The organism is Phenylobacterium sp., assembly GCF_046290725.1.
Taxonomy (GTDB): Bacteria; Pseudomonadota; Alphaproteobacteria; order Caulobacterales; family Caulobacteraceae; genus Phenylobacterium.
Map to the genome: position 1 here is coordinate 90,404 of NZ_JBKBUH010000002.1, position 16,396 is coordinate 106,799.

The 16,396-nt window shown below is 68.9% G+C and carries 17 protein-coding genes; 9 read left to right on the plus strand and 8 right to left on the minus strand.

The annotated features are described in order from the left end of the window. Positions 1-9: 9 nt before the first annotated feature. Both ACK41C_RS11605 and ACK41C_RS11610 read left to right on the plus strand, forming a co-directional pair. Positions 10-1,194, plus strand: coding sequence for an acyl-CoA dehydrogenase family protein (locus ACK41C_RS11605; RefSeq protein WP_409654251.1), 1,185 nt, complete (start codon positions 10-12; stop codon positions 1,192-1,194). Between the two features lie 45 nt (positions 1,195-1,239). Further along, a complete protein-coding gene (locus tag ACK41C_RS11610) occupies positions 1,240-1,629 on the plus strand; it encodes a MerR family transcriptional regulator (RefSeq protein WP_409654254.1) in 390 nt (129 codons plus the stop codon). Positions 1,630-1,643: 14 nt separating this feature from the next. Here the strand turns inward: ACK41C_RS11610 and ACK41C_RS11615 are convergent, their stop codons facing one another. Both ACK41C_RS11615 and ACK41C_RS11620 read right to left on the minus strand, forming a co-directional pair. Beyond that, on the minus strand, positions 1,644-4,898 hold the full coding sequence (locus tag ACK41C_RS11615; RefSeq protein WP_409654257.1) for a carboxyl transferase domain-containing protein: 3,255 nt from the start codon (positions 4,896-4,898) through the stop codon (positions 1,644-1,646). A gap of 18 nt (positions 4,899-4,916) precedes the next feature. Continuing rightward, positions 4,917-5,906, minus strand: coding sequence for an NADP-dependent oxidoreductase (locus ACK41C_RS11620; RefSeq protein ID WP_409654260.1), 990 nt, complete (start codon positions 5,904-5,906; stop codon positions 4,917-4,919). Positions 5,907-6,112: 206 nt separating this feature from the next. Here ACK41C_RS11620 and ACK41C_RS11625 point away from each other — a divergent pair, with 206 nt between their 5' ends. Both ACK41C_RS11625 and dusA read left to right on the plus strand, forming a co-directional pair. Then, on the plus strand, positions 6,113-7,387 hold the full coding sequence (locus ACK41C_RS11625; protein ID WP_409654262.1) for an aminotransferase class III-fold pyridoxal phosphate-dependent enzyme: 1,275 nt from the start codon (positions 6,113-6,115) through the stop codon (positions 7,385-7,387). Between the two features lie 75 nt (positions 7,388-7,462). Then, positions 7,463-8,482 carry a tRNA dihydrouridine(20/20a) synthase DusA gene (gene dusA, locus ACK41C_RS11630; RefSeq protein ID WP_409654265.1) on the plus strand — a complete coding sequence of 340 codons (1,020 nt, stop codon included), beginning with the start codon at positions 7,463-7,465 and terminating at the stop codon, positions 8,480-8,482. Here the strand turns inward: dusA and ACK41C_RS11635 are convergent. From ACK41C_RS11635 to ACK41C_RS11645, 3 genes are all read right to left on the minus strand, one after another. Further along, positions 8,426-8,932, minus strand: a complete 507-nt coding sequence (locus tag ACK41C_RS11635; protein WP_409654268.1) for a TIGR02281 family clan AA aspartic protease — start codon at positions 8,930-8,932, stop codon at positions 8,426-8,428. The genes dusA and ACK41C_RS11635 overlap by 57 nt on opposite strands. Before the next feature lie 263 nt (positions 8,933-9,195). Further along, the gene (locus tag ACK41C_RS11640; RefSeq protein WP_409654271.1) at positions 9,196-10,119 is read right to left on the minus strand and encodes a LysR substrate-binding domain-containing protein; all 924 of its coding nucleotides are present in this window, start codon (positions 10,117-10,119) and stop codon (positions 9,196-9,198) included. A gap of 67 nt (positions 10,120-10,186) precedes the next feature. Beyond that, positions 10,187-10,768, minus strand: coding sequence for a universal stress protein (locus ACK41C_RS11645; protein ID WP_409654274.1), 582 nt, complete (start codon positions 10,766-10,768; stop codon positions 10,187-10,189). Between the two features lie 643 nt (positions 10,769-11,411). On the opposite strand from ACK41C_RS11645, the gene ACK41C_RS11650 reads away from it, so the two are divergent. Together ACK41C_RS11650 and ACK41C_RS11655 are read left to right on the plus strand one after the other, a co-directional pair. Beyond that, a complete protein-coding gene (locus tag ACK41C_RS11650; protein ID WP_409654277.1) occupies positions 11,412-11,603 on the plus strand; it encodes a hypothetical protein in 192 nt (63 codons plus the stop codon). Further along, complete coding sequence (locus ACK41C_RS11655; protein ID WP_409654279.1) at positions 11,600-12,103, plus strand: hypothetical protein; 504 nt, start codon at positions 11,600-11,602, stop codon at positions 12,101-12,103. The genes ACK41C_RS11650 and ACK41C_RS11655 overlap by 4 nt, the downstream gene beginning before the upstream one ends. 52 nt (positions 12,104-12,155) lie before the next feature. Here ACK41C_RS11655 and ACK41C_RS11660 read toward each other — a convergent pair whose 3' ends face one another. Beyond that, complete coding sequence (locus ACK41C_RS11660; RefSeq protein WP_409654282.1) at positions 12,156-12,377, minus strand: DUF1289 domain-containing protein; 222 nt, start codon at positions 12,375-12,377, stop codon at positions 12,156-12,158. A 13-nt stretch (positions 12,378-12,390) separates the two neighbouring features. Beyond that, complete coding sequence (locus ACK41C_RS11665; RefSeq protein ID WP_409654285.1) at positions 12,391-12,819, minus strand: PaaI family thioesterase; 429 nt, start codon at positions 12,817-12,819, stop codon at positions 12,391-12,393. Positions 12,820-12,993: 174 nt separating this feature from the next. Here ACK41C_RS11665 and ACK41C_RS11670 point away from each other — a divergent pair, with 174 nt between their 5' ends. Continuing rightward, the gene (locus ACK41C_RS11670) at positions 12,994-13,311 is read left to right on the plus strand and encodes a hypothetical protein (protein WP_409654288.1); all 318 of its coding nucleotides are present in this window, start codon (positions 12,994-12,996) and stop codon (positions 13,309-13,311) included. Positions 13,312-13,466: 155 nt separating this feature from the next. Further along, the gene (locus tag ACK41C_RS11675) at positions 13,467-14,933 is read left to right on the plus strand and encodes a phospholipase D-like domain-containing protein (protein ID WP_409654291.1); all 1,467 of its coding nucleotides are present in this window, start codon (positions 13,467-13,469) and stop codon (positions 14,931-14,933) included. Here the strand turns inward: ACK41C_RS11675 and ACK41C_RS11680 are convergent. Then, the gene (locus tag ACK41C_RS11680; protein WP_409654294.1) at positions 14,917-15,651 is read right to left on the minus strand and encodes an endonuclease/exonuclease/phosphatase family protein; all 735 of its coding nucleotides are present in this window, start codon (positions 15,649-15,651) and stop codon (positions 14,917-14,919) included. The genes ACK41C_RS11675 and ACK41C_RS11680 overlap by 17 nt on opposite strands. A 144-nt stretch (positions 15,652-15,795) precedes the next feature. On the opposite strand from ACK41C_RS11680, the gene ACK41C_RS11685 reads away from it, so the two are divergent. Then, complete coding sequence (locus ACK41C_RS11685) at positions 15,796-16,395, plus strand: energy transducer TonB (RefSeq protein WP_409654296.1); 600 nt, start codon at positions 15,796-15,798, stop codon at positions 16,393-16,395. Position 16,396 lies beyond the last annotated feature (1 nt).

The following is a 16,396-nucleotide window of genomic DNA, read 5'->3' on the forward strand; positions in this document are numbered from 1 at the left end:
ACGATCTGAGTGAACCTCGACCTTACGCCTGAGGAACTGGCCTTCCGCGACGAAGTCCGCGACTTCCTCGCCGCCGCCCTGACTCCTGAACTGCGGGAGGCGGGGCGGCGGGCCACCAGCGTCTTTTCCGATAAGCGTCACAGTCTGGAATGGCAGCGCATCCTTCACGCGCGCGGCTGGGTCGCGCCCAGCTGGCCGGTCGAATACGGTGGTCCCGGCTGGAGCGAGATGCAGCGTCACATCTTCGCCGCCGAATGCGCGCGGGCCGGGGCCCCGAGCCTTGCGCCCATGGGCCTGAAGATGGTCGGCCCAGTGATCATGGGCTACGGCACGGCCGATCAGAAAGCGCACTACCTACCCCGCATCCTCTCCGGCGAGGACTATTGGTGCCAGGGCTATTCGGAGCCGGGGGCGGGCTCGGACCTGGCCTCGCTGCAACTGCGGGCCGAGCGCGACGGCGACCACTATGTGCTGAACGGTTCGAAGATCTGGACCACCCATGCCCACTGGGCCAACCGGATGTTCTGCCTGGTCCGCACCTCGCGCGAAGGCAAGCCGCAGGCCGGCATCACCTTCCTGCTGCTGGACATGGACGCGCCCGGCATACGCGTGCGGCCGATCGTCACCTTGGCGGGCGAGCACGAGGTGAACGAAGTTTTCTTCGAGAACGTCCGCACGCCAGTTTCGGGCCGGGTCGGAGAGGAGAACCAGGGCTGGACCGTCGCAAAGTACCTGTTGGAATTCGAGCGCGGCGGCGGTTCGGCGCCGGGGCTGCAGGCGATGCTGCAGCGTGTGCGCGCGGCGGCGGGCGCATCGGGGCTGCTCACGGAGCCGGGCTTCCGCCGGAGCCTCGGCGCGGCGGAGGTGGCGGTGCAGGCCATCGAGGCCTCGGAGCTGCGGATCCTCGCCTCGCTCAGCGCAGGCCGCAATCCTGGACCCGCCTCGTCCATGCTCAAGACCCAAGGCGCCGAGGCCTTGCAGATGATCGACGAACTGATGCTGGAGGCCGCCGGAACCTATGCCGCGCCGGACCAGCCCGGCGCGCGAGCCGCCGGATCCAACCTCGATCCAGTGGGGCCGGAATGGGCGCTAACCGCCGCGCCGCGCTATCTGAACGATCGGGCGGCGACCATCTATGGCGGCTCCAACGAGATTCAGCGCGACATCATGGCTCGGCTGGTCCTTGGGCTTTGAAGATGCGCCGCCAAGGCGCACACTGCGGGTAAGGGAGGAAGAACAATGAACGTGCAAGGCCTGCGGCGCCCATGGAGCGCGCTCACCATCGGCCAGCTGTGCCGCGAGTTCGGCGTGACCGCGCGGGCGCTGCGCTATTACGAGGAACAGGGACTGCTGGCGCCGGAGCGGCGCAACCAGCAACGCCTCTATTCGGGGCGAGATCGAGCGCGGCTGCAATTGATCCTGCGCGGCCGGCGAGTGGGACTGTCCCTGGCCCAGATCCGCCAGATCCTGGACCTGCACAGCCGCGAAGACGGCGATGCCGCCCAGAACGCCGTGGCTCTGGCCGCCTTCCGCCGCCGGATCGAAGCTCTGGAGCGTCAACGCGACGAGGTGGACGACGCCATCCGCACGCTACAGGAAGCTTGCGCCCGCCTGGAGTCGGTCCACTGACCTGATCGGTCGCCTTACCAGGCGTCGACGATGCGCCGGCCCCGATCCCTACGGGCGCCAGCCGCAGCGAGGCCCTGCGCCAGCCACTGGCGGGTGTGGGCGGGGTCGATCACCGCATCCACCTGCAGCATGGCCGCCTGCTGGATCGCCTTGCCCTGGGCGTACATCTTTCCGACCAGTTCGTTGAACAACGCCTTCTGGCGAGCCGGATCGGTCTCGGCCTCCAGTTCTTTGCGATAGGCCAAGCGCACCGCGCCCTCCAGCCCCATGCCGCCGAACTCGCCCGTGGGCCAGGCGACGGTGAACATCGGATCGTCCAGGCTGCCGCCGACCATGGCCATGGCGCCCAGGCCATAGGCCTTGCGCAGCACCACGCCGAACATCGGAACCCGCAGGTTGGCGCCGTTGATGAACATCCGGCTGGTCTTGCGCACCGCCGCCTGGCGCTCGCTCTCCGGGCCGACCATGAAGCCGGGGGTGTCGAGCAGGGTGACGATCGGCAGGCCGAAGGCGTCGCAGAGCTGGAACATGCGGCTGGCCTTGTCGGCGCCATCGCAGTCCACGGCCCCGCCCAGGTGCTTCGGATCGTTGGCCAGCACGCCGACGGGGCGGCCCTCCAGCCGCGCCAGCCCGGCGATCAGGCCCGGCGCGAACTGGGCCCGAAGCTCCAGGAAGCTGCCGGCGTCGAACAGGGTCTCGATGATCGGCCGCACGTCGTAGACCCGCAGCCGGTTCTCCGGCACGGCTTGGCGCAAGGTCCGCTGGTCGTCGGCGCTCCAGTCCGAAAGCCGGCCCTGGAAATAGGAGAGCGCCTGCTTGGCCAGCCGGGTGGCGTCGGCCTCGTCCCTGGCCATCACGTCGACCACGCCGAGCGCCGCCTGCTCCGCGACAGGCCCGATCTGCGTGGGATGAAAAACGCCCAGGCCGCCGCCCTCGATCATCGCCGGCCCGGCCATGCCGATGTTGGTGCGCTCGGTGGCGATCAGGATCTCGCTCATCCCGGCGATGGAGGCGTTGCCCGCGAAGCAGAAGCCGTTGACCACCGAGATCTTCGGCACGAGCCCCGCCAGCCGCGCGTACTCGGTGAAGGTGGGCACGCTCAGCGCCGCCCCGCCGCCCTCGGTGTCGCCGGGCCGGCCGCCGCCGCCCTCGGCGAAGAAGACCAGCGGCAGCTTCTCCTCATGGACCACCTGCAGCATGCGGTCGGTCTTCTTGTGGTTCATCGCCCCCTGGGTGCCGGCGAAGACCGTGTAGTCATAGGCGAGCGCCGCGCAGCGGGCGGACTCGGCGCCGAAGAGGGCGCCGTTCACCTGGCCCACGCCGCAGACCAGCCCGTCGGCCGGACTCATCTTCAGCAGTTCCTCCTCGCTGCGCCGGCGGCGCTGGGCGGCGAGCGCGAAGGCGCCGTATTCCAGGAAGGTGCCGGGATCGACCAGATCCTCGATGTTCTCGCGGGCGGTGCGGCTCTGCGTCTTGCGCCGCCGGGCCACGGCGTCGGGGCGCGCCGCGTCCGAGGTGATCCGCCAGCGTTCGTAGGCCTCGGCCAGGTCGGGCCGCATATGGTCGAGATCGACGGCGGTTTCGTCCGCGCCCTCTGTGACGTCGACCGCCTCCGGCGTCACGAAGACCAGGGGCTGGCCCTTGCCGACCACCTCGCCCGGCTCGGCGGAGACCTTCACCACCCGGCCGCCGACGGACGCCTGGACGACGTGCTCCATCTTCATGGCTTCGAGGATCGCCACGGTCTGGCCGGGCCGGACGAGGTCGCCCTCGGCCACTTCCAGGGCGGCCACGGTGGCCTGGAGGCCGGCGCACACGGCTTCCGCCCCCTCGACGGTCTCGGTCGCGACGGCCGCGGCGGCCTCTCCGCTCTCCAGGCGCCTCGCGGGCAGGGACTCAGCCTGCGCCAACAGCGCTCCGGCCCGGGCCTCGATGAAACGCGTCGTCGCCTCGCCGTGGATCGTCTCGGGCTGGCGCAGGAGCGCGCGCAACAGGGGGATGTTGGTCTCGACGCCCTCGATGCGGAACTCGGCCAGCGCCCGCTCGGCGCGCCTCGTGGCCTGGTCCAGGGTCGGCGCCCGGGCGACGACCTTGGCGATCAGGGTGTCGTAGTTCGGGCTGGTGACGTAGCCGGCATAGCCATAGCCGTCGACCCGCACGCCTGGCCCGCTGGGGGGCTCATAGGCGTCGATCCGCCCCCCTGAGGGCAGGGGGGTTCCGTCCGCCGCCAGGGTCTCCAGATTGACGCGGGCCTGCACCGCGAAGCCGGACGGGGTCGGCGGCGCGGTCAGGGCGAGCTCGTCCAGGGTCTGGCCCTGCGCCAGGGCGAACTGCAGCTGGACGAGGTCGAGGCCGGTCACTTCCTCGGTGATTGTATGCTCCACCTGCAGCCGCGCATTGGCCTCGATGAAGGTGAAGTCGCCGCCCTCCAGGTCGACCAGGAACTCGAAGGTGCCGATGCTGCGATAGCCCACCGCCTCGGCCATGCGGCGCGCGCAGTCGTGCAGGCGTTCGCGCAGAGCCTCGTCCAGGGCCGGGGCGGGGGCGATCTCGACGATCTTCTGGTGGCGGCGCTGCAGACTGCAGTCGCGGTCGCCCAGCACCACAGCTCGGCGGCCGTCGCCGGCGACCTGCACCTCCACGTGGCGCGCCTGCTCGATCAGCCGCTCGGCATAGAGCGCGCCGTCGCCGAAGGCCGCTTGGGCCTCGCGCGCGGCGCTGGCGTGGGCGGCGTCGAGCTCGTCCAGCGAGCGGATGATCCGCATCCCCCGCCCGCCGCCGCCGGCCACGGCCTTCAGGATCATGGCCCCGCCGGGCGGCAAATCGTGGAAGAAGGCGGTCAGCTCGGCCTTCGAGGCCCCGGCGCCGGTTCCGGCCAGGGTCGGGACGGAGAGGCTTCGCGCCAGGTCGCGGGCGCGGGCCTTGTCGCCGAACAGCTCCAGCGCCTCCGGAGACGGCCCGACGAAGGCGAGGCCCGCTTGGGCGCAGGCGCGCGCGAAGGCCGCGCTCTCGGACAGAAAGCCGTAGCCGGGATGGATCGCATCGCACCCCGCCTTCTTCGCCGCGGCGACCACTGCGGCGATGTCGAGATAGGCGGCCGCGGCTGCACCGGCCAGGGCGGCGGCCTCCTCGGCCGCCTTCACGTGAAGCGAAGCCGCGTCGTCCTGGGCGTAGAGCATCACCGGAGCGAGGCCGGTCTCCGCCGCGGCGCGGGCGATACGGATCGCCACCTCGCCGCGGTTGGCGATCAGCAGGCGCTGGAAGGTCATCTGCCGGGCCGCCTTAGGTCAGTCGGCCAGCGCGACCAGCATCTTGCCGGTGTTGGCCCCCTTCAGCAGTCCGATCATCGCCGCCGGCGCCTGGTCGATGCCTTGGTAGATGGTCTCCTGGTACTTGATCCTGCCGGCCTTCAGCCATTCGGCCATTTCGGCGCGGAACGGCTCGTAGAGGTGCGGGAAATCCGCGCCCACGAAGCCGCGGACATTGATCCGGCCGTAGATGATGTTGGAGAGATTGTAGACCGGCGTGCGCGAGCCGGCCTCGTTATAGCCGCTGATCATGCCGCAGACGGCGATGCGGCCAAGCGTGTTCATCACCGAGAGCGCGGCGTCGAGGTGATCGCCGCCGACATTGTCGAAATAGACGTCGATCCCCTTGGGGGCGGCCGCCTTCAGCGCCTTGCGGATCGGCTCGTTCTTGTAGTTGAGGGCGACGTCGAGGCCAGCCTCCTCGGTCAGCCATCGGACCTTGTCGTCGGAGCCGGTGGAGCCGACGACATAGCAGCCCTTGATCTTGGCGATCTGGGCCGCGATCGAGCCGACCGCGCCGGCGGCGGTGGAGACGAAGACCTGCTCGCCGTCCTTCAGCTGGCCGATGTGCAGGAGGCCGCCGTAGGCGGTGAACCCCGTCATGCCCAGCACGTGCATATAGACGCTGAGCGGCAGGGCCGGGTCGGGGGAGAGCGGCGTCAGCCCCTTGCCGTCGGAGACGAAGAGTTCGCGGAAGCCCTGGCGGCTGGTCACCAGGCTTCCCTCTTTGAAGGCCGGGTTGCGCGACTTCTCGATGCGCCCCAGCGCGCCGCCTTCCATCGCCGCATTCAGCGGCTGGGCACCCGAAAGCCTGGGTCGCATGTACGGATCGACCGACATCAGCAGGTTGCGGACCAGGACCTCGCCTTCGCCAAGTTCGGCAACCTGCGTCTCCACCAGGGCGAAGTCTTCGGGGACCGGCATGCCCTCGGGGCGGCGGACGAGGTGGATTTCCCGGCTGGCGGTCATGACGTGCAGTTCCTCCCGAAAGACTTGCTCCGGATCGCGTCCAGAGGCTTCCTGCATAATCGGGATTGAAGCCGTCGGCTCAAGCTCGAAATAAACAAACGTTTCAAACGTGGTTGTGACGCCGTGATCTGGCCGCTCCGCTTGATAGGTCGGGGCTCCTTATGTTAGTTAAAACTATCATTATTCGCAGCGCCGGAGACCAGGCCATGACCGGGACCAACAGCATGGATCGGGCGCTGCGGGCGCGGGCCGAGCGGGTGATCCCCGGCGGGATGTACGGCCACCAGTCGGTGCGGATGCTGCCGGACGGCTATCCGCAGTTCTTCTCGCGGGCGCGAGGCGCCTATCTCTGGGACGCCGACGACAACCGCTATCTCGACTTCATGTGCGGCTATGGTCCCAACCTGTTCGGCTATGGCCACGAGGCGATCGACCGGGCCTATGTCGCCCAGATGCAGGAGGGCGACACCATGACCGGCCCTGCCGGGGTGATGGTGCGCCTGGCCGAGGCCATGGTGGAACTGGTGAGCCACGCCGACTGGGCCATGTTCTGCAAGAACGGCACCGACGCCACCACCATGGCTTTGATGATCGCCCGCAAGCATACGGGCCGCAAGACGGTGGTGCTGGCCAAGGGCGCCTATCACGGCGCCGCGCCCTGGTGCACGCCGGTCAAGGCGGGCGTGACGCCGGAGGACCGGGCCAACCAGATCTTCTGCGAGTACAACGACGTGGAGAGCCTGGAGGCGGCGGTGCGCGCCGCCGGCGACGACCTGGCCGCCATCTTCGCCGCCCCGATCAAGCACGACGCCTTCGTCGACCAGATGGCGCCGACCCCGGAATACGCCCGCCGCGCCCGCGAGCTCTGCGACGCCCAAGGCGCCCTCCTGGTGGTGGACGACGTCCGCGCCGGCCTGCGCCTGGCGCGAGACTGTTCCTGGTCGCTGGTGGGGGTGAAGCCCGATCTCTCCACCTGGGGCAAGGCCATCGCCAACGGCCATCCGCTCTCGGCCCTGCTGGGCGCCGAGGCCGCGCGGGAGGCGGCGGCCGGCATCTACGTGACCGGCTCCTACTGGTTCTCGGCCGCCCCCATGGCCGCAGCCCTGGAAACGCTCTCCCTCGTGCGCGAGACCGACTATCTGGAACGCACCCAGCGCCTGGGCGGCCTGCTGCGCCAGGGCTTCGACGAGGCGGCCGCTCGCCACGGCTTCGGCCTGCGCCAGACCGGTCCCGCCGAGCTGCCGCTGATCCTGTTCGAGGACGATCCGGCGCTCGCCAAGGGCTACGCCTGGTGCGTCGAGATGCTGAAGCGGGGAATCTATCTCCACCCCTGGCACAACATGTTCATTTGCGCCGCCATGACCGAGGCCGATATCGCCCGGGCGGTCGAAGCCGCCAACGACGCCTTCGCCGCCCTCAAGGCCGCCGGCGCCCCCGAGCCGCCGGTCCAACTCGCAGCAATGCGCACCGCGCGGGCCTGAAGGCGTAGAGCGGCGGGCTCGCGCCCGGACGGATGTTCGCCTACATACCCGCCTCGACCGACGAACAGGCAAGGCGTGACATCCCAACCCTCCCATAAGCTCTCCGTCGCTCCGATGATGGACTGGACGGATCGGCATTGCCGCAGCCTGCACCGGACCCTTTCGGCGCGGGCGCTGCTCTATACGGAGATGTTGACCACAGGGGCGGTGCTGCACGGCGACCGGGAGCGGCTGCTGGCCTATGATCCCGGGCAGCATCCGGTGGCCCTGCAACTGGGCGGATCGGAGCCGACCGACCTCGCGGCCGCGGCGCGGATCGGCGAAGACTACGGCTACGACGAGATCAACCTCAATGTCGGTTGCCCGTCGGACCGGGTGCAGAGCGGCCGTTTCGGCGCCTGCCTGATGCGCGAGCCGGAGCTGGTGGCGGAGTGCATGGCCGCCATGGGCGCGGCGGTGAAGGTCCCGGTGACGGTGAAGTGCCGCATCGGCGTCGACGATCAGGACCCGGAGGCGAGCCTCTTCACCTTGGTGGACCTCTGCGCCAAGGCAGGGGTGACCACCTTCGTGGTCCATGCCCGCAAGGCCTGGCTGAAGGGCTTGTCGCCCAAGGAGAACCGGGACGTGCCGCCGCTCGACTATCCGCTGGTCTGGCGGCTGAAGCGCGAGCGCCCGGATCTCACCATCGTCATCAACGGCGGAATCTCGTCCCTGGCGGCGGCGCAGGAACACCTGGCGCATGTGGACGGCGTCATGCTGGGACGGGCGGCCTATCACACGCCGGCCCTGCTGGGGGAGGTCGACCCCCTGATCTTCGGCGAGGGCGAGGCCGTGGGGCCGGTCGAGGCGGTGGAGCTTTACCGCCCCTACATCGCCGCCGAACTCGCAAGGGGTACGCACCTGGCGGCCATGACCCGGCACATGCTGGGGCTGTTCCACGGCGCGCCAGGCGCGCGGGCCTGGCGGCGGATCCTGACGGTGGAAGGCGTCAAGCCGGGCGCGGGCCTCGAGGTGATCGACGCGGCTCTGGCTGAGATCCTAAGGGCGCAGGATGAGCGCCGTCTGCGTGGCCTCGAAGCGGGAGAGGCGGCCTAGATAGGTCATGCCGAGCAGCGAGGTGTCCAGGCCCCGCTCGATCACCAGGGCGTCGACGTCGGAGAGCGAAGCGCCCGCCACCGAGACCCGGCCCAGCTTGACCGCCGCAGCGCGCGCCGGCCCGGAGGCCGTAGTCACCTTGTAGTCATAGGACAGTCGGTCGGGCTCGAAGCCCAGCCGGCGGGCGTCGGCCTGGGTCAGGGCCACGGCGCTGGCGCCGGTATCGACCAGGAAGCGCACGCGGGAGCCGTTGACCTCGGCCTCCGCCCAATAGTGGCCGTCCGCGGCCTTGGCGATGGAGGCCGCAGAGCCCATGGCGGGCGCCGGCTCGGCCAGGACGGCCGCCCGCAGCTCCGGCTCGCGCCGGCCGGGCTCGAAAGCGGCCAGGGCCTGGGCGGCGCCCACCGCCGACACCGCGCCCAACACCGCCAGCATCGCCAATCGAAACATGACGAGACACCTCACCTTCGGCCGTTGCCCGGCCGTTTTCGAGGCGGGAGACTAAGACCGGGCGGTTTGCAAGCCGTGAATCGAAGCTTGCCGAACCCCTAACGAACCCATGGCGCCGCGGGCGGGAGAGGTGCGGCGCGCGCCAGGGGCGACTGGGGGTTGGGGGCGAACCTCCGGCGCGCGCCGCTGGCAGGTCAGCCTGTCGTCAGTCTGTCCTGCAAGACTAAGGTGGTGGTGATGATCGTGCCGCGCCAGCGGGTTCCCTATGAGTTCGGCTGATGCGAACGATGAGGATCCAATATCGTCTCCAGCGATGAAGCGTGCCGACGATCCAGCGCCGCGCGAATGTACTCGGCGAGCTTTTCGGCGGCTCGCGGTACTGCGGCGGGCGCCCTCATCAAGGCGATCTCCGTATCGGCCAGATCCGGAAGGCCGCTCTCCGGGCCGAGGCGCAGAAGATCGGGTGGAGCCATGTCGCTCGGCAAGACAGTGACGCCGAGCCCGGCGCGCAGCGCCGCGTGCTGCCCGGCGAGCGACGGGCTCGTATAGGCGATCCGCCAGGGGATTCCCTGGGCTTCCAGTGCGTTGATCGCCCGTTTTCTATAGACACAGGGGTTGGGCGCGACGACCAGCGGCGCGACCGATTGGTCCGCAACGATCCCGCTGTCCCCAGCCACCCATACCAGGGGCTCGCGCCATACGCGGAGCCCGAGGTCCGGACCCAGCGGCTCCCGCTTCACCAGGGCCAGATCGAGCGCGCCGGTTCGAAGGTTGTCAAGAAGGTGCAGGGTGAGGTCGCAGGTGACCGAGAGGGCGACTTTTGGGTGGCTTTGGGCGAACGCCCCCAGGATCGCTGGCAGGTGAACGGTGGCGAAGTCTTCGGGCGCGCCGAGCCTGACTTCGCCCTCGATGTCGGCCTCGAAGATGCCGCCCACAATCTCGTCGTTCAGCCTCAGCAGCCTGCGAGCCTGCGGCAGAAAGGCCTCCCCTTCCGCCGTCAAACCCACGTGACGGGGATCGCGGATCAGCAGTTGCCGTTCGAGGCGCTCTTCCAGACGGCGGATCTGGAGGCTGATCGCCGACTGGGTGCGGCCGAGACGTTCGCCCGCGCGCGTGAAGCTCCGCGCCTCGGCGACGGTCAAGAACGCGCGCAGAAGATCAAGCTCCAGATTTATGAACCTGCTCATTCTGGTCTCGGCCATTTCGGTGGCTAATGATACTTCCGCCCGCCAAGCTTGTCAGGCGACTAGGGGCTCAGTGCGCGAGCAGCAGGGGCAGGCGGGGATCGGAGAGCATCCGGCGGGTGGTGCGGCCGAGCAGCAGCTCACGGGCGCGCGGCCGACCATAGGCCCCCATGACGACAAGCGTCGCTCCCCACTCCAGCGCGGCGTCCGCCAGGACTCCGCCGACCCCGCGGCCTTCGGCGAGCAAAGTCCGCGGACGGGCGGGAATATTGTGGCCGGCCAGGTAGGCGCAGAGCCGTCCCGCCGGATTGCTCACGCAGGGCCCCTCGTCCGTTTCGACCGCGACCACCGAGACTTCGCCCGCCCGCTTCAGAAGCGGCAAGGCGCCAAAGACAGCCCGCGCGGCCGCCGCGCTCTGATCCCAGGCGACGAAGACCCGGTCCAGACTGACTCGGGACGGGCGTTGAGCGGGCCAGGCGAGGACAGGTCTGCCGCTCGCGGTCAGCAGGTCCTCCGCGCTCCGCCGGCCGCAATCGTCGTCGGCGGCGAGGCCCAGCATGGTGAAATCGCTGCAGCGGGCGACCGCCGACGCATACCGATCGGGCGACTCAGGCTCCAGCCAATAGGTTTCGATCTGAGCGGCGACGCTCATGCTGTCGCAAACGCTGCGAACCTGGGATGCAAGATCTGCCGCGCGTCGGGAGGGATCGGCTTCAAGAAGCTCGACGCCAAGCCCGATAGCCTCCGCCCTGGAGCGCTGGCGCAACTGGGCGAACGCAACGCCGGCGATCGTCACGTCGAGGCCCGCGCCGACGGCCTTTGCGAAAGCCACTGCGCGTTGAATGACGTCTGGCGTCGAGCCTGCGCCGACGCTCGTTAGGTGAAGGTGAATGGTCCGGGGCAATTCAGCGCTCCTGTTCGGGCGCACGCCTTGGCTCCTTCGTCGGCGCGTCGGCGTGCGACGCGGTTCGACATCGCGACCACGTGGTCGCCAGAGGGGCCCGAACCGGCGTTTCCAGACTTGGCGGCGACTCTGTGAGGTTCAAGTCCGTTCCTGATGAATTCTTCAAATGGAGAGATCAGGCGTTGTCATGAAGGCCCCAAGATTGGCGAACGGCATTTCGCGCATTTCGCCAATTCATCTTTGCGGGTCTTTGCGGCGGTGCGCTGCGGCCTAAATTAATTCTGCGGACCGGGCCCCTCTGGCGACCACGTGGTCGCGATGTCGGGACGCTTGCGGCGTCCACCGCGTTTGGCGCGGAGATCGACGCCGCCCAGAAAGGGAGGAGCCGAACGTGCATCTTGAAATCTATATGCTCCGTCGTCGTCAGGCTTGGCTCGACGAGCAAATTCGCGAGCAAAGCCGCTCGAGAGCGGCTGACAAGGATCAGTTGCGGGCGCTCTGGCGTCGTAAGGGCGAAATCCAGCGTCAGATCGCGGCGCTCCGCGATCGTCAGACCCAGATCGTGCAGGAGGCCGCGCCATGAGCAGCCTTGACCGCATGTGGAGCGCCTCGGGCGCTGTCTTGCTGGCGCTTTCGATGGGCGCCTTGTGGGTCTGGCCCAAATTCATGGGTCTTGAGGTGCACCCGATCTTCGGGTGGGCGGAAGCGCTGACCGGTCTCGGCTGGCTGGAGCCCGGGGCCCGCTGGGTGATCGGCGGTCTAGCCGCCCTGATCATCGTGCTTCTGCTGATCCCTGCGTCTCGCATGATCGGCGCATGGGCGGCCTTCACCCTCTCGATCGCGTTCGTGGTCGCCCATTTCACCCCGTGGCTTGGGGTGAACATTCCCAACTACGGACCGCTGATGGACGCCTTGGCGGCGGGGCGTAGCGTGGAGGAGATCCGCGCCATGGGCCTCAAGGGGGACATGGGCGCGCACTTTACGATGGCGCTGATCAATGCCGGGCTGGCGGTGGTGACAATCGGCGGCGAGCACGCGGCGAGGGCCCCGCGCCTGCGCCGAAGCAGCCCGCAGTTCGCATAAGCATTTCTCTCCAGCAAACTGGCGCTGCAGTTCTGCTGCAGCGCCAAATTTTTTAGCGCAGCATGCCCAGCTTCTCGGGGCGGATAAGGCTGCGGCGACCGGGCAGTTCGGCCATGATCGCCTCGCGCTCGGCCTCGGCGAGCTTCGCCCAGCCGGCGACCTCGGAAAGCTTGCGGTAGCAGCCGAGGCAGAGGCCGCTTTCGCCGTCCACCACACAGACCTTGATGCAGGGGGTCTTGATCGGCGCGGGCGGGCGCGCGGTCTGATCGTTCATCGGGGCGTTCGTCTCAACCACGCGGCAGAGCGTAGGTGACCGTGGCCTGCGCCGCCAGCCGCTGCGGCGATTCCGTCCAGATCCGCACGTCGCAGACCGCGCTGCGCCGCCCCAGCCGCAGCAGGGCGGCCTCGGCGTTGAGCTCCCCGGGCCTGGCGCCGCGCAGGAAGTTCATCACCAGCGAGCTGGTCACCGCCATCAGCTCCTCGCCCAGATGGCTCAGCACCAGGGCGTAGGCGGCGGTGTCGGCCAGGCTCATCTGGGTGGGGCCGGAGATCAGGCCGCCGGGCCGCAGCATGCCCGTATGATAGGGTTGGGTCAGGCGCACCCGCCCGGGCTCGGCCTCCACCACCTGGGGGAACAGCGTTTCCGACGCCTCGGGAAAGGCGCGCCTAAGGAGGGCGCTCACGGAGGCCGCGTCGAGCTTCAGCGAAAGATCCATGCCCAAGCTTCACCTGCAGCTGAGGACATTACAAGAGTTTCATGTTCATGAAGTAACATTGATGTATCATGACTTATAATTCATGTTCGAATACTGAATCTTTCCAGAAATTCATTTGAAGCGATCAAGTCTTGCCGGCACGCTCCCAGCGTCGGATTTCAAGGGAGTAACGCCATGCGCATGATCACCATCGCCTTCGCCGCCGCCGGTTTCGCCGCAGTCGGCGGATCCGCCCTCGCCGCGGTCAGCGACGTGGAATATCTGCGGGCCAACCGCTGTCGCGGCCTGGCCGAGGGCCAGCTCGCCCAGGTGGATGTCGAGGCCATGGACGCCTTCCTCAAGGCCGAGGGCCGCACCCGCTCGGTGATGGTCCAGGATCGGGGCAAGGTCGAGTTCGACAAGGCCAAGCGCGAAGCCAAGTCCACCAACGAACAGCGCCGGGCGCGCCTGACCGCCGAACTGAACGGTCCCTGCCAGGTCTACAAGGGCTGACGGTCCCCCGGCCGAGCTTTTTGTCGACGCAACTTGCGCGCCTGCTCCCGCGGGCGCGTTTTTTTGTGTGGAGCCGGCGCGGAACCCAGGCTTGACCGTGCGCTTTCCTTCGGCATGGGTGGGGCGCAGGGGTGCAACAGGGTTTTCCTCCGGTCATGAGCGTATTGCAGCCCGGTGAGACCTGCTGGCGTCGCGTGCGGGCCGAGCGGGCCGCCTTCCTGATCGATACCGAAGCCTATTTCACCGCCGTCTACGAAGCCCTGCACCGGGCCCGGAAGTCGATCATCCTGCTGGGCTGGGGCTTCGATCCCCGGGCCAGGCTGTTCCCCGACGGCCATGACGGGCCCAACGATCCCGACGAGGTGGGCCGCATCCTCGTGCAGATCGCCCAGGCCCGGCCCGAGATCGACATCCGCCTGCTGATCTGGAAGTCGGCCCTGCCGGTGGCTGCTGTGCAGGAGTTCTTCCCCCATAGGGCGCGGCGTTGGTTCCGCGGTACGGGCGTGAGGTTCCGCCTGGATGATTCCGTGCCGTTCGGCGCCTGCCATCACCAGAAGGTGCTGGTGATCGACGACGAACTCGCCTTCTGCGGCGGCGGCGACATCGGCGTCGACCGCTGGGACACTGCGGCCCATCTGGACGAGGACCTTCGCCGCATCATGCCGCGCCAGTCGTGCCACGACCCGCGCCACGAGGTGATGATCATGGTCGACGGCGAGGCGGCCCGGAGCCTCGGCGAAATGGCGCGCGAGCGCTGGCGACATGCGACCGGCGAAACGATCGCGCCGCCCGCTCACGATGGGGGGCTCGACGATCCCTGGCCGCCGCACATCCCCGCGCACCTGACGGGCCCGCCGGTCTCGATCCAGCGCACGGCGCCGGCCTGGAAGGGCGCGCGTCCGGTCAGCGAGATCCGCAGGCTGGACCTGGCGTCGATCGCGGCCGCCAAGACCGCCATCTATCTGGAGAACCAGTACTTCACCTCGCCGGCCGTCGCCGAGGCCCTGGCCCGGCGCCTGGCCGAGCCGGAGGGGCCCGAGGTGGTGCTCATCTCCACCGGCCGTTCGCCCAGCTGGTTCGACCAGGCCACCATGGACCGGGCTCGGGCCAACATGCTCTGGCGGCTGAAGGCCGCCGACGTCTTCGGCCGGTTCCGGGCCTGGCATCCCGTCACCCCGGGGGGCAAGACCATCATCGTCCATTCGAAGGTGACGGTGATCGACGACGCGCTCGCCCGCGTCGGGTCCTCCAACCTCAACAACCGGTCCGGCGGTTTCGACACCGAGGCGGAGGTGGCGGTGGAGGCGCAGAGCGATGACCATCGTCTGGCGATCGCAGCCTTCCGCAACCGCCTGATCGGGCATTTCGTGGGCGCCACCGGCGAGACAGTGGCCAAGGCCTGGGCCGAGCGCGGCAGCCTGATCGACGCCATCGAAAGCCTGAACGCAGATGGGCGGCTGGTGGAGATCAGGCCCATGAAGCAGAGCGCGCTCGGCGAATTCATCGCCGCCTATCACATCGGCGACCCGGCCGACGTCGAGGATTCCTGGCGTCCCTTGCGCCGCCGCGAGCGACTCTATGCGGCCCTTCGCGAGGCGCCCCGGCTCAGTCGTTCAGGCTGAAGTCCATGACCAGCGGCAGGTGGTCCGACGCCGCCCGGGTGAGGGGCTCATAGGGGGCGAAGACGTGCCCCACCCCGATTTCAGGGCTGACGAAGATGTGGTCGATCCGCAGCACCGGCAGGGCCGACGGGAAGGTGGAGGTCGCCCCCCGCGCGGGCGCCAGGTTGCGGGCGGCCGCCAGCCTGGCCGTCAGGGTGCGATAGACGACCGAGGTTCCCGTGGCGTTGAAGTCGCCCAGCAGGATGGTCGGGCCTGTCCGAAGCGGGTGCTGAAGCCAGCTTGGCCCCGCCAGGTGGGCGGCCTGGATCTGCTGTTCGCGCGGCACCAGGCCGAGATGGGTGTTGATGATGTGGACCTCGCGACCGTCGATCTCCACGGCCACCCACAGCGCGCCGCGCGGCTCCAGTTGCGGAATGGCCGGATGGCCGGGCAGGGGCGCCCGCTGGATCAGCCGCTCGGGCAGGGCGGTGAGGATGGCGTCGCCATAGAGCTCCTCCTCCACCCGCAGGGCCGGATGGAAGTGGAAGGCCATCTTCAGCCGCTGGGCGATCTCGTGAGCCTGGTCCACCCCGCCGGTCCGCGCGCGGCCGACATCCAGCTCCTGCAGGGCGACGATGTCGGGCTCGAACTTGGCGATCACCTCAGCCACCCGGCCCACGTCCAGCCGCCGGTCGGAGCCGACGCAGCGATGGACGTTATAGGTGAGGATTCGGGGCATCGGGTCTTTAGTGGCGTGCTGCGACGCTGCTGCGCAAGCGCTGCAACGGCTGGCGCAGGCGGTGGTTCTCCGGCTAGATGATCCTCAACCGTGAGGTGTTTGATGTTGCTCGCCCTGCTTGCTGCGGCTGCGGAGCCTGCCGCCATGTCCGCCCCGACCGCGAACCCGGATTGGGAGCGGCGTCCTTCCCCCCAGCAGTTCTCCAGCCTCTTTCCTCGGGAGGCCATGCGGGATGGCGTCGGCGGGCGGGTGATGGTCGCCTGCGAGGTCGAAACCGACGGCCGCCTTTCCGGCTGCAGGATCAAGAGCGAGGAGCCTGAGGGGTATCAGTTCGGCGAGGCGGCCCTGAGGATGGCCGGCTATTTCAAGATGCGGCCGAAGATCGAGGGCGGGCGTCCTGTGGATGGCGGCACGGTGCTGATTCCGATCCGCTTCCGCCCGCCGCCGGTCTTTGTGGAGGTTCCGGAAGGGTGGGAGGCCCTTCAGACCTGGGACGTCTGGGAGAAGCGCTATCCCGCCAAGGCCAAGGAGGCGGGCCTGAAGGGCGAGGCGACGATCGAGTGCGTCGGGTCCAAGAGCCGCCGGCGGGTGATATGCAGCCTCCTCGGCGAAACGCCGGAGGGCCACGGCTTCGGCCGGGCGGCGCTCGCCATGAGCGGCGACATCGCCGTGCGGCGGACAGCGCCGGCCGTAGCCGACGAGGCGGGCGTCAAGATGACTATCCGCTTCCAACCGCCGAGGTGAT